Source organism: Candidatus Defluviilinea gracilis, from assembly GCF_057138825.1.
Window position 1 is genome coordinate 243666 of record NZ_DBNHEF010000074.1, and the last position, 20482, is coordinate 264147.

Below are 20482 nucleotides of genomic sequence, written 5' to 3' on the forward strand. Positions count from 1 at the left end.
TTTTCACGGAAAGAGAATCTTATACGAGGTAGAAACGAGGTAGATAAGTATGGCACATACTCTTGCGGAAAAAATCCTGGCTGAAAAATGCGACCAGAAGGAACTCTACCCTGGGCAGTTCATCAACGCCCGCGTGGATCTGGTGATGGCGTCCGAACTTTCGGGCGTGCTTGCCATTGAAGAGTTCGAGAAGATCAAAGGCGCGCGCGTCTGGGACCCGCAGAAGGTGGTCTTCATCATGGATCACTTCACGCCCGCCAAAGACATCAAATCGGCGGAGATCGTCAAGCAATGCCGCGAGTTTGCGAACGCGCACGGCATCCGCTTTTACGATGTGGGGCGGGCGGGCATCCAGCACATCCTTTTGCCCGAGCAGGGCATGATCGTCCCTGGCGACCTGATCGCGGGCGCCGACTCACATACCTGCACGCACGGATTCATTGGCGCGTTCGGCACGGGCATCGGCTCGACCGACGCGGCGGTGGCGATGGCGCTGGGCGAGTTGTGGATGAAAGTGCCAGAGAGCCTCAAGTTCGTCTATCACGGCAAGCCGCAGAAGTGGGTGCGCGGCAAGGACTTGATCCTGCACACCATCGCGCGCATCGGCGTGGAAGGCGCGCGGTATCAGGCGATGGAGTTCGCGGGCGAGGCGCTGGAACATCTCGATATGAGCGACCGCTTCTCGATGGCGAACATGGCGATCGAAGCGGGCGCGAAGGCGGGCTTGTTCGCGGCGGATGAAATGACCCGTTCGTTCATCCGCGCGCGCGGGCGCGAGGACGGCTTGTACCTGCAAAGCGACCCCGACGCGCAATACGCGCAGGTCTATGAATTCGACGTGTCGGAGTTCGAGCCGTTCGTGGCTGTGCCGTTCATCCCTGAAAACGTCAAACCTGTTTCGCAACTCAACGAAGTGGAGATCGACCAGGCGGTGATCGGCATGTGCACCAACGGCAACCTCGAAGACTTGCGCGCCGCGGCGGAGATCCTCAAGGGGCATCAGATCCATCCGCGCGTGCGGGCGGTCATCATCCCTGGCTCGCAGAAGGTCTATCTCGACGCCCTGCGCGAAGGGTTGATCGAAATCTTCATCTCCGCCAATTGCTCGGTCAGCACGCCCACGTGCGGACCGTGCCTCGGCGGTCACATGGGCGTGCTGGCGGCGGGCGAGAAGTGCATCTCCACCAGCAACCGCAACTTCCGCGGGCGCATGGGTCACACCTCCAGCGAGCTGTATCTCGCCAACCCCTACGTCGCCGCCGCCTCCGCCATTGCGGGGAGGATCATCTCTCCGAAAGATTTATAAACACGAAGGACACGAAGTACACAAAATTGGTTTGAGTGACGGTTTCGGTTTTTTGTTTTAGATCATCACGCGCGGTGGTCTAAAAGAAGGCATCTCGTTGAGCGAGCTTTAAACCTTCGTGATCTTTGTGCCCTTCGTGGCTAATTCTTTTTTGAGAATCAGGAAATAAACTTATGACATACGAAACATTTCACGACACAACCATCGGCGAATTGCTCAGCGTGCAGGCGGCGCGATTCCCCAACCAGACTTTCCTTCGCCTCGGCGAGGAACGCTGGTCTTACGCGGAGACGGAACTGCAAGCCGCCTCGCTCGCGGCGGGACTGCGCGGGCTGGGTCTGCAACCCGGCGACCGCCTCGCTGTGATCCTGCCCAACACGCCTGAGTACGTCGTCACGGTCTTTGCCGCCGCCAAAGCGGGACTCGTCCTTGTGCCGATCAACGTCCGCCGCGACAAGGCGGATGCGCTGGCGCGATTCGCAAAGACGAAGCCGCGCGCGCTGGTCGCGTTTTCAGAGGCGAAACAGTTCGACGGCGTGGACCATCTCGAAATCGCGCTGGAGATGCGGGGTCAAATCCCAGAGTTGGAGTTTATCGTCTCCGTCTCCAGTTCCAAATCAAATAAAAAGAAGGATGTTATCGCGTGGGAGAGTTTGCTCAAAGACACGGCGGCGCTCCCGCCTGCCTCCGCCAAACCGCGCGACGCGGCGGCGATCATCCACTCGCTGGGAAGCACGGGCGAGCCGCGCGGCGCGACGTTGACGCACGGCGGCATGGTCCGCAACGCGGCAGAGATGGCAGAGCGGATGAATTGCTCGGCTCAGGATGTGTTCCTCGGCGCGGTTCCGCTCTCGAACACGTTCGGCTTCACGGCGGTCATGCTTGCCTGCGCGGTGGCGGGAGCGCAGTTGGTCTGCCTGCCGCATTATCGTCCGAGTGAGGCGCTGAGGCTGGTGAAGGAAACGGGAGTGACGATTCTTTCGGGCGTGCCGACGATGTTCGCGCTGGAATTGAATCACAAAGACTTCGACCCTTCAGCCTGCGCCACGCTTCGCGCGGGAATTATGGCTGGCGCGCCCTGCCCGCCCGAACTCGTCCGCCGCGCGCGCGAAGAGATGGGATTCAAATTGCTCATCGGCTACGGGTTGACCGAAGCCTCGCCCGCCATCACCATGACCCAACTCGACGACGGTCCCATCACCGCGACGGAAACGGTCGGCGTTGCGATGGACGGCGTGGAAATTAAAGTGATCGGCGCAAACGGCGAGACTCTCGCAAACGGCGAAGAGGGCGAGTTGTGCGCGCGCGGCTATAACGTGATGACAGGCTATTGGGGCGACGCGACAGCCACCGCGCAAGTGTTGGATGCGGACGGCTGGCTTCACACGGGCGACCTCGCCGTGATGGACGCGGACGGGCCCGTGAAGATCGTCGGGCGCAAGGACGAAGTGATCATGCGCGGCGGGTTCAAAATTTACCCAGGCGCGGTTGAAATGGTTTTGCGTTCCTGCCCAGGCGTGAAGGATGCGGCGGTGGTCGGCGCGCCCGATCTCATCTATGGCGAGTTGACGTGCGCCTGCATTGTGCTTCAAGACGACGCGAAACTTTCGGCGCGAAATGTGTTGGAATTCGCCGAGTCGCGTTTGCCCGATTACGCCCGCCCCGACCGCATTCTCTTCTTCGAGACGCTCCCGCGCATGACCGACGGCGCGGCGCAAAAAGAATACCTGCGCGAGCGCGTGCGCATTCACGGTCACAGTTGGAAGTTCGGCAAGAACGTGGATACCGACGCGATCATCCCCGCCCGTCACTGCAACACCGCCGACCCGCGCGAGCTCGCCCTGCATTGCATGGAAGACGCCGACGCGGACTTCGTCAAAAAGATGAAGCGCGGAGATGTGATCGTGGCGGATTCAAACTTCGGCTGTGGTTCGTCGCGCGAGGTGGCTCCGCTCACCATCAAAGCCGCGGGCGTTTCGGCGGTCATCGCCAAGTCGTTTGCGCGCATCTTCTTCCGCAACGCCATCAACATCGGTCTGCCCATTCTCGAATGTCCGCAGGCGGTGGATGGGATCAAAGAGGGCGATGAGATCGAGGTCGAGCCTGCCGCGGGCGTCATCCGCAACCTGACGACGGGCAAACAATATCAAGCCGCGCCCTTCCCCGAATTCCTGCGCCGCATCATTGACGTGGGCGGTCTGCTCGCCTATGCGGAGGAGCGGCTGGCGGAGAGATCTCTTTAAACACAAAGGACACGAAGTACACGAAGGTTAAAGGCATTTCCTTTGTGCCCCTTTGTGACCTTCGTGGTGAATTGCTTTTTATCGTGGAGAGGATCAGTGAAAACATACAACATCGGCATCATCGCGGGAGACGGGATCGGTCCCGAGGTCACGAACGAAGCGTTGAAGGTTTTGCGAGCCGTCGCTGAGGGCTTCGAGTGCAACCTCGTCGAGTATCCTTATTCGGGCGCGCATTATCTCAAGACCAAAGAACTCGTGCCAGAGAAAGTGATCGAAGAATGGAAAACGCTGGACGCGGTCTTTCTCGGCGCGATCGGTCACCCCGCAGTGGAAGTGGGGCTGGTCGAGCGCTCGGTCATCCTCGGTCTGCGCTTCGGTCTGGACCTGTACATTAATCTCCGCCCGATCAAACTCTACGCTGAAAATTTGTGCCCGCTCAAAGGCAAGACCCCCGCAGACATTGACTTCGCCGTGGTGCGCGAAAACACCGAAGGCGAATACACCCAGATCGGCGGCATCCTCAAAAAAGGCTCGCCCGATGAAGTCGCCACATCCACCAGCCTGTATACGCGGGTCGGGATCGAACGCGCCGTGCGCTATGCGTTTGAACTCGCGCGCGCGCGCGCTTCCAGCAACAAGAAGCCTGGTCATCTCACGCTCGTGGACAAAGCCAACGCCATCCGCCCGCAGGAGATTTGGACGCGCGTCTTCGCCGAAGTGGGGAAGGACTATCCCGACATCCAACAGGATCACGCCTATGTGGACGCCTTCGCGATGCTGATGATCCAAAAGCCCGAATATTACGACACCCTCGTGACCACCAACCTCTACGGCGACATCCTCACCGACCTCGGTTCGATGCTTCAAGGCGGAATCGGAATCGCCGCCTCCGCCAATTTGCACCCAGGCAAGACATCCATGTTCGAGCCGATTCACGGCTCCGCGCCCGATATTGCGGGGAAGGGCATCGCTTGTCCGCTGGCGGCGATCATGGCGGCGGGCATGATGCTCGATTACCTCGGCGAATCGGATTCTGCGGGTCGCATCGAATCCAGCGTGGAGCATTTGCTCGCCAGCGGGCAGATCCCCTCGCTCGACGCCTCCAGCGGACTGAGCACAAGCCAGATCGGCGATATGGTTGTGGGGCAGGTTCGGAAAGCACCGTAGAGTTTTTTGCCACAGAGCGCACAGAGACCACAGAGAAAATCTTTTTAAATCTCTGCGAACTCTGTGGTCTCTGTGGCTAATTCGTTTCACACCCTCAAAATATCAGGAGCCATCATGCAAACCACAGACATCCTCATGAGCGAACATCGCGTCATCGAAACAGTGTTGACCGCGCTCGAAGCCGCCGCCGACCATCTCTCTGCGGGAGATGATGTGCCGATGGAGTTCTTTATCAAAGCGGCTGATTTCCTCCGCAACTTCGCCGATGGGACGCATCACCAAAAAGAGGAAGGCATTCTCTTCGTCGCGCTCGCAGAACATGGATTCCCAAAAAACGAAGACCCCGTGTCCGTGTTTATGGATGAACACGAGCAGGGACGCCGATTCATACGAGGCATGGTCGAGTGCGCGGAGCGAATCAACGCGGGCGACGCGCGCGCCAAACCCCAGCTGGTTCAACACGCGCAGGATTATGCCGCCTTGTTGCGCGAGCATATCCAAAAAGAAGATAACGTCCTCTTCCCGATGGCAGACAACATTCTTGCGGACGAGGAATCGAAACTGCTCAAAGACTTCCACCGCGCCGACGACGAGCGCGGGACGGGCGAGAAGTATACGAGGGTGGCGGAGGAGTTGGCGGGTTGGGGAGCGTGATTGTTGAAATTCGACTTCAGGCTTGGGAGCGGGCAGAAGCGTTTATTTTTTGCGCCAGTTGAATCACAAGCCCGATGAATGTGGCAGTCCACGCGGCGATGGCGAAATACACGAAGTATTGCGGCACGGCGTAGAGAAAATCTAACCCCAGCGCCCTGGCGAGTTGAAATGTGCAGACGGTGTACATGCCGAGCGGGAAGACCAGTCCCCAATACGAAGGCTCGTACGCGATGGCGACGCGCTTGGTGCCATGCCGCCAGACGCTGAGAATCAAGAGAAGCGGAATCCACCAGGTGGCGGTCGCCCAGAAGAGAAGTGTGAGCCCTTTCAGGAAGGGCATGATGTCCTGAATCAATTTCCAGTGATTCGCCTCGAGGATGAGGACCGAGCCAGCCAGCGTGGTGATTGCCATCGCGCCCATATTGATCCAGTAAGGCGGCGCCAGTTCTTCCGGTCGTAATCGAAAGAACGTGAAGCGATAAAAAATCATCGAAATCACAAGGATGTAAAGCATAAAGCCAAGCAGGAACATGGTCAGCGTAAAGAAGAGGGTCGCCTCTGCCAGGGGTCCAAAATATTCGGTCAGGCTGGCACCCGTCACCGAGAGGGATTGGGTGGAAACGACGAGCAGCAGCCATCCGCCGCTCAAACCGTTTTCGAACGCGGGCTTTACCTCCCGCACGGTTACAGCGGCGATGAAGGTGTACATCAATACAAAGTAAAGCAACAGCCCAAGCCACCAGAGCAGGGCGGCGATGAAGGAGTTATCGCCGATGATGTGAAACTGCCTGCCAAGCACGCAGGTGCCAGCGACGATTGTGAAAAATCCATGCCCGCGTTCGTGACTGGTCAGGTCGGCGACAACGCCCGAAACATTGCGGATAAGACGCGCGATTGTCAGCGCCCAGAGGATGATATAAAAGACGATGTTGGCGCCGAACAGCGCCCATGCGATTGCTGGCATGCCTTCCAATTTCGCCGCAATGGAGACGATGCCCGTCGCCATGACGAGGGCAAAATAAGCGGGCGGGAGTCCGTCCGCGGCTGAGGTGAATATGCGCCAGAGGGATGGGTTGTTTTTTGGGGTCATGGGTTTCTCGTGAAGTCCGTTATTTTGTACCACAAGGTTCCCCCCTGACGATGTTATATTCATCACCACCCCAAAAGACATTCTTCCTTACAATCGCTCCTAATGAGGCGTCCTTCCATTTAATGGCTCACTGTCCCGAAGGTTCTCGTTTATCCAAACCTTCGAAACGGTGGTCTATCCCGCTTCGCGCGGCAGTTTGAAGGCTGTGTGACTTTCCACTTCCGCGTAGTATGCCTGTCCTGCGCAGGCGCGGCAGAGAATTTTCGATTCCCAGAGGACTTCGCGCTGGTTGAGGATCTCTTCGCCGCACGCATCGCAGTTGACGCGCGCGCCTGCCTGCCCGATCAAGGCGGGGATGTTAATGCGCATGGTCACCCATTTGAAGCCCAGCAGGTCTTCGTCGGGCATGGTCTGGTAGCTGAGCAGTTGCGCTTCCCAACGGTTTTTTGCTTCGGGGGCGTATTCTTTCGAAAGTTCGCGGATGTCGAGGCGCGGCGCAATGCGGACGGCGCGTTCGACGCGCGTATCCACAAAGACGGCGGCGGTCTTACCGAAGTCTTCCACGCGCAGGGTTCTTCTTCCAACGTAACAGCCTGTCGCGGCGGAGACTCCGTCTACGAAACAGCCGTCGGTTTCAACGAAAGCGAGGAGACGCTTGTCGGACTGGGGCAGGTCGAGGGTCAGGAGAGAGGCGGCAAACATCCCCACGCGCGCGCCCAACACCTGTCGAGGACAGAGGCGGCGGTGACGAGTCGCAGAGTCGCGCAGAATTTCGTCGAGGGGTTTCATGTATCCAGTATAGCAAATCTGAGCCGAATCAGTAGGTCACGAAAACATGTTCTTGACGCAGTAGTACTGCGTCAAGTCAGGCGACACGATTTGCCAGGCACATCGAACTGTCGCCTGAACTTTCGTGAAGCGCTGAGAATGACAAATGAACCTTTGCGGTTCCCGTTTGTCATTTGCGCGGCGGCAAAAACCGAATCAAGGCGATCTTCATCAATTCATGCGCGAGCGATTCCAGATCACCACTTGATGTTCGCGCCACAAATACGAGAGCGGGTAGGCGAGCAGGTGCACGAGGCGCGTGAAGGGCAACAACAATATGACAACAAACCCTCCAACGAAATGGAACTTAACCCAGAACGGCAGAGCGGCAACAGAGGCGATGTTCGGCTGAAATTTGGCGAGCGAGATCAGCCACGGCACGGCAGTATGCAAATACCAGTCCGAGCCCCAGCGATAATAATATGCCACCCAAAAACCAAGCCCAACTTGAAGCAACAGGACGACCAGCAATACCCAGTCCAACTCGGAGGTGACCGAGTTCGCGCGGGCGTTTGCGATGCGGCGATATATTAAAATTGCCAATCCCACTGTCGCCATCAACGCGAGCGAAAGTCCGATCACTTCCAATACGTATAGGCGCGTCTGGTTCGCGGTGAACAAGCCCCACAGACTGGGGAACAACAACGCGGTGATATGCCCCAGCAAAATGATGATGATGCCGTAATGCCACGGCACCGACCCGAAAAATAAGACGCGGTTCTCCAAAAATTGCGACGACTGGCTCGAATAGGAATATGGGTCGAACCAGAAGCGATAGATGGATACCACGATCGCAATAGCGACAGCAACATACGGGAAACCAATGAATAAGGCGTTGTCGAACATATGAAGCTCCTTCTTTGTCAGACCTTGGAGGTCTCCAGCACATTGAGAACCTGGAATTGATTCCTCAGGACGAAACGCAGCGCTTCCAACACCACTTGGAACTGGTTCCGCTTTTCGGGCTTTGCCTCCGCCGACGGCGACTCGTCCTCGTCGAAGCCCTCCGATTTGGCGCGACCCGTCATCCTGTCTAACACCGGAAGCAACGCGTCGCGGGCGATCTCCTCCGCCTGCGTGTTGTCTTTCGTCATGGCAAGGAAGTGCAGGATCACGGCAAGATGATCGGGCAATTCAGTCTCCGAGAAGGTAAAGCCGGCCGCGTTGTAGCGTTGTTTGAGTTCCACCAAAAACGCGCTGCGTTTATACGTCTCGCCGAAGAGGTGATAACCCACATAAGGATGACACGCCGCGTCGAGATCGAACGTGCCGGTATACACTTCCTCGAGTCGGCCGGGCGGCAGGGATTTGGCATACTCGTGAAAGTCGTTCAACAAGGCGGCGGCTTCGGGGTTTTCATCCGCGAGCAAGCCCTGCGCTGTGAGCGCGGCTTGCAACGTGCCGCCTGCGGGGTATTCCAACATGCGCGCAAAGCATTGATATAACTGACGCATTTCCAATTCGGTGTACATTAGTGAGTCTCCACGAAATTCTTTTTAAACACGAAGGTCACAAAGGGACACGAAGGAAATTCTTTAAAACCTTTGTGTACTTCGTGTCACTTCGACAGGCTCAGTGCAAGCCTTTGTGTTTTGTTTAATGGTTTTGCGTTTCATTAGAATTTCCTCTTGGCGATCTTGTTGCGGATGCCGAAGCCCGCTTCCTGCTTGCGGGTGAGCGGTTTCTCCCACGCCTCCACCGCAGATTCGCGCCCCAGCGGCGGGACAACGAAACGCTCCTCGTAGGTCGGCAGGGAGGTCAGGCGGAAGATGGCTTCCACTTCTTCGGCGTTCGTCTTTCCTGAGGCAAGCGCGGCATCCACTTCGGCTTGCTGGTAGTCTTTTACTTTTTGCGCGCGCTTGAAGATGCGCACGGCGATCAACTTGCGATAGACCTCTTCCACCACTTGGACGTTGCCCGCCGAGAACATGCTCGCCATATATTTGATCGGCATGCGAGCCTTCTCGAGCGAACTGAGCATGGCGGGGAAGTTTTCCTTGTCCAAGCCTTCCACATCGTAGTTGCCGTCTTTCGTTTTCGCCAGCACGGGCAGCATCGGCGGGACATAGAACAACATGGGCAATGTGCGGAAGTCGGGGTGAAGCGGAAGCGCGATCTGCCACTTCTTCACGAACTTATACACGGGCGAATTCTGCGCGGCGGCGATCATCGCGTCGGAGATCTTGTTCTTCTGCGCGGCGGCGATGACTTCGGGGTCGAACGGGTCCATGATCATGGCTCGCTGGGCGGCGACCAGGTCCGTGTCCGCGACAGAAGCGCCTTTCTCGATCTGGTCCGCGTCGTAAAGCAGAACTCCCAAATAGCGGATGCGTCCCACACAGGAGTGGAAGCAGGCGGGGGGTTGTCCCGATTCGAGGCGCGGGTAGCACAAGATACACTTTTCCGATTTGCCCGAAGACCAGTTGAAATAGGTCTTCTTATACGGGCATCCTGAAATGCACATGCGCCAGGCGCGGCACTTCTCTTGCGAGAGTAGCACGATGCCGTCTTCGCCGCGTTTGTAGATGGCGCCTGCGGGGCACGCCGCCACACAACCGGGGTTGAGACAGTGATTGCAGATGCGCGGCAGGTAAAAGAAGACGACGCGTTCAACCTCGTTGAGTTGCTCGCGCTCGTCTTCGGTCAGTTCGTCGAGATTGACGTCGTTGCGGGCATAGAGGGGCGAGCCGCCAAGGTCGTCGTCCCAGTTGGGTCCCGCTTCGATGCTTTCCATCGGTTTGCCTGTGATCATCGAAACGGCGCGGGCGGTGGGTTGGTCGTCGCCTTCGGGCGCGTTGAAAAGATTCTCGTAGTCGTACGTCCACGGCTCGTAGTAGTCGTCGATCGTGGGCAGATAGGGATTGTGAAAAATGTTCGTCAACCCGCCGCGGCGGCTGTGCAATTTCAATTCGATCCTCCCATTCTTCTTTTCCCAGCCGCCTTTGTATTTTTCCTGATCTTCCCACAACGTCGGATAGCCCGTGCCGGGCTTGGTCTCGACGTTATTCCACCACATGTACTCGGTGCCTTTGCGATCGGTCCAGATGTTTTTACACGCCACACTACACGTGTGACAGCCGATGCATTTATCGAGGTGGAAGACCATTGAAACGTGCGCGCGTATGTCCATGTGTTTGCTCCTTTGAGTAGTACCGCAAGGTTCGCCTTGCGTATTTCGCAAAGTGAACTTTGCGGTACTGTTTCCTTACCACTCCAACTTTTCCATCTTCCGCACCACGCAATACGTATCACGCGTGAACACGCCGATGGGTCCCCAGTAGTTGAACGAGTATGTGAACTGGGCGTAGCCGCCAGCCAACTGTACCGGGTTGATGCGGGTGCGCGTCAGGCTGTTGTGACCGCCCGCGCGTTTTCCGTTGCGAATCTGCGACTTGGGGATGAAGACCGTCCGCTCGACCGCGTGATAGTACAGGCATGTTCCAGGTTGGACTCGCGCGCTAACTGCGGCGCGAGTCACGACGACACCGTTGTCGTTGTGGACTTCGACCCAATCATTATCCACAATCCCCACGCTCTCGGCTTCCTTGTCGTTGATCCACACGGGATCCATGCCGCGCGAGAGAGTCAACATGCGATGGTTGTCCTTGTACGTGGAGTGGATGTTCCACTTGCCGTGCGGCGTGATGTAGTTGAGGATCAGGCTCTTGTCGTCCACGGGGCTTTTCACGATGTCGCCGATCTTCTTCCAGTCGCCGGGCTTTGCCACGAGTTTCGGTTTGAAGGTCGGCAGGTTTTCGCCGAAGTCCATGTAATACGGGTGGTCGATGTAAAAGTGCTGGCGTCCCGTCAACGTTCGCCAGGGGACGCGCCGCTCGATGCTCATGCACCACGCCGAATACGCGCGTCCATCGTTGACGATGCCGCTCCAGCACGGGCTGATGAGCGTGCGTCTCACTTGCCGCGTCAGGTCGAAGAACGTCATGCGGACGCCGCGCACATCCTCAGCCAAATCTGCCAGCGGCAATCCAACGCGCTCCTCCTCGTGTTTGAATGCCTGATAGGCGACTTCGCCGTTCGTTTCGGGCGCGAGATACAACAGGACATTCGCCGCGTCGAGCGCGTCTTCCACCGACGGATATCTGTTCCCGCCCCATTCCACGCAGCGCATGTGACGCGGGTCGGGCGAGCCGCCGACGGGATTCTTCATCAATTCATCGTAGAACTCCGCGATGGGGATTTGCACACCGTTGCCGCTGATGCCATCCCTGCGGAGGTTTGGTCCGAGCGAGATGAATTTGTTGTACAGATTGGCGTAATCGCGCTCGACCACATGGAAGTGCGGCATGGTCTTGCCGGGGACGGGGTCGCATTCGCCCGCGCGCCAATCTTTCACGTCGGGCTGCGAGAGTTCATCGGGCGTATCGTGTTTGAGCGGCGTCATCACCAGGTCTTTGACGGGCTCGGGGAAAACGTCCGCCGAAAGTTCGCTGATCTTCTTTGCGAAGGCTTTGAAGATCTCCCAATCGGTCTTCGATTCCCACACGGGCGGAACAGCCTGTCCCAACGGATGAACGAAGGAATGCAAGTCGGTGGAGTTGAGATCGTTCTTTTCGTACCAGAACGCGGCGGGCAGGACGATATCCGAATACAGCGCGGAGGAGTCCATACGGAAGTTGAGGTCCACGATCAAATCCATTTTGCCGCGCGGCGCGGGCTCGGTGAATTTCACGGTCTTCACCTTATCCTTCGCGTGTTCCTCCGCAATGATGTTATCGTGCGTGCCGAGGTAGTGGCGCAGGAAGAACTCGTGTCCCTTCGCGCTGGATTGAATGGCGTTGCCGCGCCAGATGATCCACACACGGGGCCAATTCTCCTTTGCGTCGGGATCGTCCACGGCGAGTTCGAGTTTGCCGTCGCTGATTTGCTTCGCCGCCCATTTGGAAACCTCATCCGCAGATTTCGCGCCTGCGGCTTCGGCTCTCTTCATCACATCGAAGTTATTCTCTTTGAACTGGGGGAAGTACGGCATCCAGCCCATGCGCACCGCCATCGCTTCCAGGTCCATCGCGTGACCCTTCGCCCATTTCGTTTCAGGCGGGACGTGGGCGTACTCGGTGAAGTCGCCTTCGTAACGCCACTGGTCGCTGTTGACGTAATGCCAGGTGGGCGATTGCTGTTGACGCGGCGGCTTCTGCCAGTCGAGCGCGAACGCGAGACTCGTCCACGGCGCGACCAGCGTCAGTTTTTCCTGTCCCACGTAATGGTTCATCCCGCCGCCGTTGACTCCGCAACAACCGCACAGGATCAGCGCGTAGATCGGCGCGCGATAGACAAGATTGTTGTTGTACCAGTGATTGATACTCGCGCCGACGATGATCATGGATTTGCCGTTCGTCGCTTCGGCGTTGTTGGCAAACTCGCGCGCGAGGCGGATGATCGTGTCGCGCCCGATGTTCGTATACGCTTCCTGCCAGGCGGGCGTGTACGCGCCGATCTCATCGTAACTCGTCGGGTACTCGCCGGGCAGTCCGCGCCCCACGCCAAATTGAGAGATGACCAGATCGAACACGGTCGTGACCAATGTCTTCCCATCGCTGGTCTCGATGTATTTGGCGGGCACGCCGCGTAACGCGGTCTTCTGTTCCGCGAATTCATAGAACTGGACATTTACGGTTTCATCCTGCGAGCCCAAAAACGAAAGCGTCGGCTCGATGGGCGCGTCATCCAGTCCGTCTTCCATCTTGATATTCCACTTGCCCTTTTCCTTGCTCCAGCGGTCGCCCACCGCGCCCTTGGGCATGCGCGGCGCGTTCGCCTTCGCATCGTGCACAAGGAACTTCCATTCGCCGTTCTCAACGTCCTTGTATCGCTTCACCGTATTCGCACGGATGTAACGTCCCGCCTTGTAACTGTCGCCGTCTTTTTCCAACTCGATCAGGAACGGCATGTCCGTATTCTCTTTGAGATAGTTGACGAAATACGGGACTTGCTTATCCACATAGAATTCTTTCAAGATGACGTGATTGACCGCCATCCAGATCGCCGTATCGTTCCCCGCCTTGACCGGGATCCACCAATCGGAATATTTCGCCACCTGAGAAAAGTCCGGCGCAATGACGACGAACTTCGCGCCTTCGTGTCGCGCCTCCGAGATGAAATGCACATCGGGCGTGCGCGTCATATTCAAGTTCGATCCCATCGAGACGATGTATTTGCTGTTGTACCAGTCCGCCGATTCGCACACATCGGTCTGGTCGCCCCATATCTCAGGGAAGGCGTTCGGCAGGTCGGCGTACCAATCGTAGAAACTCATGTTCACGCCGCCGAACAGTTGCAAGAAGCGCGAACCTCCGCCGTATGAAAGATACGACATCGCGGGGATGGGCGAGAAGCCAAAGACGCGGTCGGGACCGTATTTCTTCGCGGTGTATAAATTTGCCGCGGCGACGATCTCCAGCACTTCATCCCAATTCGTGCGGCGGAATCCGCCTTTGCCGCGCGCCTTTTGGATACGCTTGCGCTTCTCGTCATCTTCCATGATGGACTTCCACGCTTCGACCGGGCTTTTTCCGCTCGCGCGCGCCTCGCGCCAAAAATCCAGCAACACGCCGCGCGCGTACGGATACTTAACGCGGATCGGGCTGTACACATACCACGACGCGGAGATCCCGCGCTGACAGCCGCGCGGCTCGTAGGGCGGCAATCCATCCTGTAACAGCGGGTAATCCACCTGCTGCATCTCCCACGTGATGATGCCGTCTTTCACATAGACCTGCCACGAACATCCGCCCGTGCAGTTCACCCCGTGCGTACTGCGGACGATGTTATCGTGCTGCCAGCGGTTGCGATAGAACTCCTCCCACTGGCGGGCTTGCGGGTTGACCAAATCTTGAATCCAACTCATGGCGTATGCCTCCGTTAATCCGTACCGCAAAGTTCACTGTGCGCTCGATATGGCAAGATAAACCTTGCTATTAAAAAAGTTCACTGTGCGCCGCAATTGGCAAGATGAATCTTGCCGTACGGCAAAGTTCACTCTGCCGTTTTCACTACTTTCTCGCCTTCATCGCCAACGTTCGTTCGATCATCGGCTTGCGCACGCCTCTCAGGCGTTTACCCCAATAGAAATTCGCCAGCGCTATCAACAACGCCGCGCCCGCAATGGCAAGCAGGGCGATCTGCAACAACGCGCTTGGCTCCCGTTGTGTGACCGTTGCCTTGCTCAGGAACGCGTACAAGTCTGCTTGCTCTTGCGGCGTCAGTGGCGTGTTCGCCCAGATCGAGCCCATCGTTTGCGTGGATGGCGCGCCCATGAAAGATGCAAACGCCGCATCCGATTGGACGAAACCGCTGGTCGTCAGATCGGGACCGAGGTTTCCACCGCCGAGGGAACCGATCCCTGCCACACTGTGGCACGACATACACTGCGGTCCGCCGTTCTCGAAGCGTTTATCGCCGACAAAATAAGCCTTGCCGCTCGTCGCATCGCCTGCGGGGAGTCCGGTTGCGCCTCCGCCCGCTGTCGCGCCGCTTCCCAAATAGACAAGAAGCGCATCCACCTCTTCGGAGGTCAGCGCCAAATTCGGCATCGGAATATTGTTATATTTCGCCAGCAGTTCTGTGGCAATCGGGTCGCCTGAAGCCAACACTTGATCGGGCGTGAGAATCCATTGAGCCAGCCAGGCTCGGTCGCGGCGATCGGCGACACCGGCAAGGTCGGGACCCACCAAGTCACCGCTTCCGATCGTGTGACACGCCGCGCACTTCGTCTTGAAGAGCGTTTCTCCGTCCGGTGTTTGGGCGGAGGGTTGCGCGAAAGCGACCGTGGCAGTGACAAGCACAAATATCGTTGTCGTCAATAGCGCAAACAAAAAAGATTTTGGGATGGATGACTTGATCATTCCGATTCACTCCTCTCGTCTGATAACTTGCCCGCCTCAACCGCGACAGGCAATTTGCGAATGATTTCCAATAGATCGGCGCCGCGGGCAGGCAGGGTGTGAGCCGAATACACGCGCACAACGTTCTCGGTTAGTCCGGCGCGGACGATGGGAAGTTTAGGGTAAGATGCCATGATGACCGAGGTCAGCCTTGCGCCGGCTTCGCTGTGCGAATCTTCATCTACGATCAGGATCATGCCCGGGCTTGCTTCGGCTATCTTCGCGCAGACATCCTCCCCCAAGCCGCATGGTCCGATCAACTCCACATCTTCAGCGGCGCGTAACATGCCTTCCATGCCTGCGCCAAAAATATGTTGCGAACACACCAGCAATACACGATGTTTTTTCATGCGCGATCTCAAATGAATGGAATCAACCGTAAGCGAATGCGGTGTTATCCGTTCCTGTCACGCATTGCGAACCATCCTCCACGCAACACAGATCAACCCGCGAAGAAAGAAATCACTTTCAGAATACAGAAAAAGGCAACGTAATCGAATACCTCTTCCCCTCGCATTAAGAACGAGAAAAGAGTGATTATGCAAAAAAATCTTGTTGAAAGGGGAACTAGTTCTTGAATGAAACGGCGAATAACGCGGGTTGATCGTAAAACGCATCAACCGTTCGCCGCGCTGGATGGCTCGACCGTTATGAACGGGAAAGCCCAACAACCTTAGCAATTCACACGGATTGTTTGATTACCTTACACAATGCTTTTGGGACGCAGACAAACGCTGATTTTCGCTGATTCAAAAATAATAATCTGCGTTTTCAGCGTGAATCAGCGTCCCGATTTTGAAAGTGTAAGGTAATCAGACGGATTGTTTAAAACATTCGTGAACATCCGTGTAAATTCGTGGCAAAGAATCTTTCTGCGAGTCGCAATCCCGTCAGAAACAATAGAGCCAAAATCGCTGGAATTTACACACACCCCAAGATTTATCCGCTATCCACCCATCTTCGCGCATTTTCGCCGCTCTCATGGAATTTCGAGGAGAGTAGTGGACAAAATGCGCGCCCTGACTATATCCCAATTCTGATTACCTGACACAATGCTTTTTGGACGCAGACCCTTGCGCCGCCCGCAAGGGCAGGGGAAACGCTGATTTCGCTGATCTGAAAGAAAGAAAAATCTGCGTTTCCTGCGCGCTTCGCGGTCAGCGTCTCGATCTTAAAGTGTAAGGTAATCAAATCCCGATTTTATATATCGGACTGGGAGAATAACGCCGACCAGCAATTTTTATCCCCCGCCAGTAATTCCAATCCCTCGCGCGGGGGAGGGGCGCATGGCGATGCGCCGAACGATTCAGCAAACCCCCGCGCGGCGGGAGAAAAAAACGCGGTGACTTCGCAATGCACATCCCCTTCCTCGCGGCGGATAAAAACCGCCATTGTGATGGGCTTGCCAACAGATTCAAACATCGGCTGGAATTTCTCTTCGATCTCCGCGCAAGCCATCGGCGCCCACATCCCATCGCCTAGCGATTTCATATACCAATTATTCATGTTAATCCTTGTGTTTTGCTGTCTTCGTCTCATCCAAGTAGACGGTCGACGTTTGCGCCTGATCGGCTTGAGGCGGAGGAATGCCGCATAACGACATTTGCGCAATACCCTGTAGATTTAACCCCGCCAGCCGAAGATGGATTTCAGGGTTCACTTCCCACTCCTTTATAACAACCTTGCCCCATCTGACGCGCGGCAAATATAAATCTCAGGGTGAAGCCCCGTTTTAGATTCATATCCATTTGCCAGGCGTTCGACAAATTCGCCAGCCTGATCGCGCTCCACAAGATTGATCGTGCAACCGCCGAAGCCCGCGCCGGTCAGGCGCGCGCCATAACACCCGCGCAACCCTTGCGCAATCTCCACCATTGTATCCAGTTCGGGGATGGACACTTCATACAAATCGCGCAGGCTGGCGTGACATCGATTCATCAACTGACCAAACTGCTGGATATCGCCCGCTTCAAGCCGCGATTGCGCCTGGTTCACCCTCCCGATCTCTTCCACCACGTGACGCGACCTGCGCTCCAGTTCGGGGGGTAGTCCCTTTGCCAGCCGATTGAAATCTTCCAATGCAACGTCGCGTAACGATGTGATGCCCGGCAAGCTCGCTTTGAGTAACTTTACGGTTGCCTCGCAGGCGTTCCGACGGTTGTTGTATTCGCCGCTGGTCAACTTGCGCCGAACCGTGGTATCTGCCACCACCAGCGACACGCTTTCGGGCAACGGCAGGGATCGGTATTCCAACGAGCGGCAATCGAGCAGTAGCGCTTTGTTTTCCTCCCCGCACGCGGAAGCGAACTGATCCATGATCCCGCAATGGACGCCCACATATTGGTTCTCGGCTTTCTGTCCAAGCAAAGCGCGTTCCATGGGCGAGCGCGTCCAACCGCCGAGGGTTTGCCACGCCAACGCGAACGCCATTTCCACCGAAGCGGAGGAACTCAAGCCGGAGCCGCGCGGCACATTCGAGAGAAAGACCGCGTCCATTGCGGGCGCGGCAAGCCCCGCTTCGCGAAGCGCCCACATCACGCCGGCGGGATAATGCGCCCATTCAGGGAGCGGCGAACCGTCGCTTTGGGTTTTGGCGGATAACCCATCCACGGAGAACACCGCCTGCTGGTCGAAATCCACAGCCGCAATGGTGGAATGATTCGCGGTAGAGGGGGAGAAGGCGATGTGCGTGGCGCGGTCGATGGCGGCGGGGAGAACGAGTCCATCGTTATAGTCCACGTGTTCGCCCAACAGGTTAACGCGCCCGGGCGCGCGGATAATATGCGCCGGGGAATAACCAAAGCGATCTTTAAATTGTGATGTGGCGGAATTCATGTCCATTGTGTATCATTCGGTGAACCCGGCGTGGCTTGCGCCGAGGTCTGCCATAAGTGTACCTGAACCTGCGCAAGTTGTAGATTTGTCGTAATTTCTCTACCGTACATGAGAAGATTTTTACCGCAAAGCACGCTAAGGTCGCCAAGTGAAAAAGGTTTTCTTTGCGTTCTTTGCGGGTGTCGCATGGCGCCATGGCGACACTTAGCGGTGCAAATGTACGGTAGAGAGGTCGTAATATCATTTTGGATCGGTTGCAAGAGAATCGGAGGACTGTATGGCTCGCAACATTGTATCGCGCGCGTTGATCGTCTTGAGCGGGTTCTTCCTGCTGTTGAGCATGATTGGGATTCCGATGGTGTGGTGGTTGAACGGTCCGCTGACGCGCGAGGGGGTGGCGCGGCTTGGGGAGATCGAAACAGCCTTACGTCAGGGCGAGGAAGCGTTGGATCGTTCGCGCGTCGAGTTGGAACGCGCGTTGGGCATTCTCGATTCCACCGAACAGGCGTTGAACGACTTCACGCGGAACGATCCGCAAGCGTTCTTCGAAGATGTGCAGACCACGCTCGATGATGAACTCGTCCCCGAATTGAAAACGGCGAAGGAGCGCCTGATCGCGGCGCGTGATACGCTCGAAAATGCGCGCGTGACGATCCTTGGGGTGAACATCGTCCCGTTCATCAATGTCAACATTCCCGATAAAACCCTGACCGACCTGATCGATTCCGCCGATGCGTTGGAATCAAAGATCGGCGATCTGAGCGAGCTTGCCGAGCAGGCTTCGGTGTTGCTTGATTCGGCTTCGCAACTTTTCAGCGGAGACTTTGACGAAACGCGCGCGAGCCTGGAGGGTTTTCTTGCCGAAGTGAATGGATACCAGCAGAAGGTGACAGGTTGGCGCGCGCAGGTGGAGGAAGCCAAAACGAACCTGCCTGTGTGGATCGATATCGCGTCCGTTGCGCTGACGGTCTTCTTCCTTTGGTTCGGTCTGTCGCAAGTGAGCCTGTTCCTGCATGGACGCGCGATGCTACGCGGGGAGAATCCGTGGAAGGGGTTGAGGTCATTGTTTCGGTTCCGAGACGCGTCCAAACAAGAGGGTTGAGTTGATGACCTTATACTTTCAAAATCGGGACGCTGATTCACGCAGAAAACGCAGATAAACGCGGATTTTTCAAAAAACGGGCGAAAGTTTTTATCAGCGTTTTCAGCGCGCTTCGCGGTCAGCGTCCAAAAAAGGAAAGTGTCGGGTAGTTAGTCGGAAGGTTGACATTTCTTTTGCCACAGAGAGCGCAGAGAGTCTGAGAAAAACTCTGAGCGGCTGTTTCTTAACCAGGACTTACGCAGTTGGCGGGCAGTTCGATTTGCCAAGCAAATCGTGCCGCCGCGGCAGCGCAACTACGGCGCAACAGGTTCAACTGCGTAAGTCCTATTAACTATCAGGTGGCTAGGTTTTATTCCCTGCCCGTTTGCGACTCTGTTTGTGTTTGTACATCGCCTCATCTGCCTGCGTGAGGAACTCTTCCATAGAAATTGTGGAATCGGATTCCACGCGGATACTTCCCATGCTGAAAGATAAGGCGCGTTCGGGTTCGATCTGTCGGTTGTATGCGTCTATGTTCTTTTGCAGGAGCGCTTGTATGTTGACGAGATCGTTATGGGTCGCATCCACGATCAGGACGACAAACTCGTCGCCGCCCAGGCGCCCGCTCACGTCTGAATCGTGAAATGTGGAAGTTAAGATGCGGGCAAAGTTAACCAGAGCCGCGTCTCCGCCGGCGTGACCGAACATGTCATTGATGGCTTTCAGGCTGTCCAGGTCAATGTAGATCAGGGAGGAGGCATACCCTGCCCGCCGCGCAAACTTCAATAAATTGGTCGCCAGGATCATGAAGCCGCGGCGGTTGTTCAGCCCGGTCAGGCCGTCTATGAGGGATAGGTTTCGCAGGCGCTCATTGGCATCTTCGAGCGCGGAAACCTTTTCGTAGAGTTTATCGGCAAGTAATTGCAAATGTTCGCGTTGTAGTTGACCGGTTTGCGGCAACCGGGAAGGGATCGTTGGATTCTTAAGCGCGTCATTCACCGCCCGCAAGATCGCTTGCGGCTCGGCGGGCTTGCGGAGAATGTGCGTCACCCCGCTGGCGCGCGCCAATTTGTGTATCTCCGTCTCATCATAATTGGACGTTTGGAAAACCACAGGGATTCCCATCAGCAACGGTTCTGCCCGCAGGCGGCGCACCAGTGTAAACCCATCCATGGTTGGCATGAGAATATCGGTAATGATCAGATCGGGGAGTTCGGCGCGCGCGACTTCCAAAGCCTGAACGCCGTCCTCGGCTTCGAGAAAGCGATGGCCATAATTCCCCAATAATGTTGTATATGCCCGGCGATCCGTTGGGTTCTTGTCAACGATGAGAAGGATTGCCATACTATGATTCGCGGATGAGGAGCGCAGACCGGG

At 56.7% G+C, this 20482-nt stretch carries 17 protein-coding genes; 5 read left to right on the forward strand and 12 right to left on the reverse strand.

What is annotated here, in order from left to right; genetic code table 11:
- The first annotated feature begins 49 nt into the window (after positions 1-49).
- The 4 genes from leuC to AC16KF_RS13885 all read left to right on the forward strand — a co-directional run bounded on the left by leuC (position 50) and on the right by AC16KF_RS13885 (position 5370).
- Positions 50-1306 (forward strand): 3-isopropylmalate dehydratase large subunit, encoded by a 1257-nt coding sequence (leuC, locus tag AC16KF_RS13870; RefSeq protein ID WP_484037923.1) that lies wholly within the window; start codon positions 50-52, stop codon positions 1304-1306.
- A 173-nt stretch (positions 1307-1479) separates the two neighbouring features.
- The gene (locus AC16KF_RS13875; protein ID WP_484037924.1) at positions 1480-3549 is read left to right on the forward strand and encodes a LeuD/DmdB family oxidoreductase small subunit; all 2070 of its coding nucleotides are present in this window, start codon (positions 1480-1482) and stop codon (positions 3547-3549) included.
- A 96-nt stretch (positions 3550-3645) separates the two neighbouring features.
- Positions 3646-4716, forward strand: coding sequence for a 3-isopropylmalate dehydrogenase (locus tag AC16KF_RS13880; RefSeq protein ID WP_484037925.1), 1071 nt, complete (start codon positions 3646-3648; stop codon positions 4714-4716).
- 114 nt (positions 4717-4830) lie between these two features.
- Positions 4831-5370: a hemerythrin domain-containing protein gene (locus AC16KF_RS13885; RefSeq protein WP_484037926.1), complete on the forward strand. Its 540-nt coding sequence runs from the start codon at positions 4831-4833 to the stop codon at positions 5368-5370.
- Between the two features lie 16 nt (positions 5371-5386).
- Here the strand turns inward: AC16KF_RS13885 and AC16KF_RS13890 are convergent, their stop codons facing one another.
- The 11 genes from AC16KF_RS13890 to galK form a co-directional block, all read right to left on the reverse strand.
- Complete coding sequence (locus tag AC16KF_RS13890; protein ID WP_484037927.1) at positions 5387-6460, reverse strand: tellurite resistance/C4-dicarboxylate transporter family protein; 1074 nt, start codon at positions 6458-6460, stop codon at positions 5387-5389.
- 174 nt (positions 6461-6634) lie between these two features.
- Positions 6635-7249, reverse strand: a complete 615-nt coding sequence (locus AC16KF_RS13895; RefSeq protein WP_484037928.1) for an FmdE family protein — start codon at positions 7247-7249, stop codon at positions 6635-6637.
- Positions 7250-7459: 210 nt separating this feature from the next.
- Positions 7460-8134 carry a respiratory nitrate reductase subunit gamma gene (gene narI, locus AC16KF_RS13900; protein WP_484037929.1) on the reverse strand — a complete coding sequence of 225 codons (675 nt, stop codon included), beginning with the start codon at positions 8132-8134 and terminating at the stop codon, positions 7460-7462.
- Positions 8135-8151: 17 nt separating this feature from the next.
- Positions 8152-8760, reverse strand: a complete 609-nt coding sequence (gene narJ / locus AC16KF_RS13905) for a nitrate reductase molybdenum cofactor assembly chaperone (protein WP_484037930.1) — start codon at positions 8758-8760, stop codon at positions 8152-8154.
- A 143-nt stretch (positions 8761-8903) separates the two neighbouring features.
- Entirely contained in the window at positions 8904-10418 is a 1515-nt protein-coding gene (gene narH, locus AC16KF_RS13910) for a nitrate reductase subunit beta (RefSeq protein ID WP_484037931.1), read from the reverse strand.
- Positions 10419-10493: 75 nt separating this feature from the next.
- Positions 10494-14153: a nitrate reductase subunit alpha gene (locus AC16KF_RS13915; protein WP_484037932.1), complete on the reverse strand. Its 3660-nt coding sequence runs from the start codon at positions 14151-14153 to the stop codon at positions 10494-10496.
- Positions 14154-14298: 145 nt separating this feature from the next.
- Positions 14299-15150, reverse strand: a complete 852-nt coding sequence (locus AC16KF_RS13920; RefSeq protein ID WP_484037933.1) for a c-type cytochrome — start codon at positions 15148-15150, stop codon at positions 14299-14301.
- Positions 15147-15539 (reverse strand): hypothetical protein, encoded by a 393-nt coding sequence (locus AC16KF_RS13925; protein WP_484037935.1) that lies wholly within the window; start codon positions 15537-15539, stop codon positions 15147-15149. Before AC16KF_RS13925 ends, AC16KF_RS13920 begins: the two co-directional genes overlap by 4 nt.
- Before the next feature lie 850 nt (positions 15540-16389).
- The gene (locus AC16KF_RS13930) at positions 16390-16695 is read right to left on the reverse strand and encodes a hypothetical protein (protein WP_484037936.1); all 306 of its coding nucleotides are present in this window, start codon (positions 16693-16695) and stop codon (positions 16390-16392) included.
- Between the two features lies 1 nt (position 16696).
- Positions 16697-16849 carry a hypothetical protein gene (locus AC16KF_RS13935; RefSeq protein WP_484037937.1) on the reverse strand — a complete coding sequence of 51 codons (153 nt, stop codon included), beginning with the start codon at positions 16847-16849 and terminating at the stop codon, positions 16697-16699.
- 11 nt (positions 16850-16860) lie between these two features.
- Positions 16861-18030, reverse strand: a complete 1170-nt coding sequence (gene galK / locus AC16KF_RS13940; protein WP_484037938.1) for a galactokinase — start codon at positions 18028-18030, stop codon at positions 16861-16863.
- A 271-nt stretch (positions 18031-18301) separates the two neighbouring features.
- Between galK and AC16KF_RS13945 the strand changes: the two genes are divergently transcribed.
- Entirely contained in the window at positions 18302-19126 is an 825-nt protein-coding gene (locus tag AC16KF_RS13945; protein ID WP_484037939.1) for a hypothetical protein, read from the forward strand.
- 342 nt (positions 19127-19468) lie between these two features.
- On the opposite strand, the gene AC16KF_RS13950 is transcribed toward AC16KF_RS13945, so the two are convergent.
- Complete coding sequence (locus AC16KF_RS13950) at positions 19469-20449, reverse strand: GGDEF domain-containing response regulator (protein ID WP_484037940.1); 981 nt, start codon at positions 20447-20449, stop codon at positions 19469-19471.
- Positions 20450-20482 lie beyond the last annotated feature (33 nt).

Bases quoted from the DNA above. Each gene is read 5' to 3' on its own strand.
- leuC (WP_484037923.1), top strand. From the start codon at position 50: ATGGCACATACTCTTGCGGAAAAAATCCTGGCTGAAAAATGCGACCAG.
- AC16KF_RS13875 (WP_484037924.1), top strand. From the start codon at position 1,480: ATGACATACGAAACATTTCACGACACAACCATCGGCGAATTGCTCAGC.
- AC16KF_RS13885 (WP_484037926.1), top strand. From the start codon at position 4,831: ATGCAAACCACAGACATCCTCATGAGCGAACATCGCGTCATCGAAACA.
- AC16KF_RS13890 (WP_484037927.1), bottom strand. From the start codon at position 6,460: ATGACCCCAAAAAACAACCCATCCCTCTGGCGCATATTCACCTCAGCC.
- AC16KF_RS13895 (WP_484037928.1), bottom strand. From the start codon at position 7,249: ATGAAACCCCTCGACGAAATTCTGCGCGACTCTGCGACTCGTCACCGC.
- narI (WP_484037929.1), bottom strand. From the start codon at position 8,134: ATGTTCGACAACGCCTTATTCATTGGTTTCCCGTATGTTGCTGTCGCT.
- narJ (WP_484037930.1), bottom strand. From the start codon at position 8,760: ATGTACACCGAATTGGAAATGCGTCAGTTATATCAATGCTTTGCGCGC.
- narH (WP_484037931.1), bottom strand. From the start codon at position 10,418: ATGGACATACGCGCGCACGTTTCAATGGTCTTCCACCTCGATAAATGC.
- AC16KF_RS13915 (WP_484037932.1), bottom strand. From the start codon at position 14,153: ATGAGTTGGATTCAAGATTTGGTCAACCCGCAAGCCCGCCAGTGGGAG.
- AC16KF_RS13920 (WP_484037933.1), bottom strand. From the start codon at position 15,150: ATGATCAAGTCATCCATCCCAAAATCTTTTTTGTTTGCGCTATTGACG.
- AC16KF_RS13925 (WP_484037935.1), bottom strand. From the start codon at position 15,539: ATGAAAAAACATCGTGTATTGCTGGTGTGTTCGCAACATATTTTTGGC.
- AC16KF_RS13930 (WP_484037936.1), bottom strand. From the start codon at position 16,695: ATGAATAATTGGTATATGAAATCGCTAGGCGATGGGATGTGGGCGCCG.
- galK (WP_484037938.1), bottom strand. From the start codon at position 18,030: ATGGACATGAATTCCGCCACATCACAATTTAAAGATCGCTTTGGTTAT.
- AC16KF_RS13945 (WP_484037939.1), top strand. From the start codon at position 18,302: ATGGCTCGCAACATTGTATCGCGCGCGTTGATCGTCTTGAGCGGGTTC.
- AC16KF_RS13950 (WP_484037940.1), bottom strand. From the start codon at position 20,449: ATGGCAATCCTTCTCATCGTTGACAAGAACCCAACGGATCGCCGGGCA.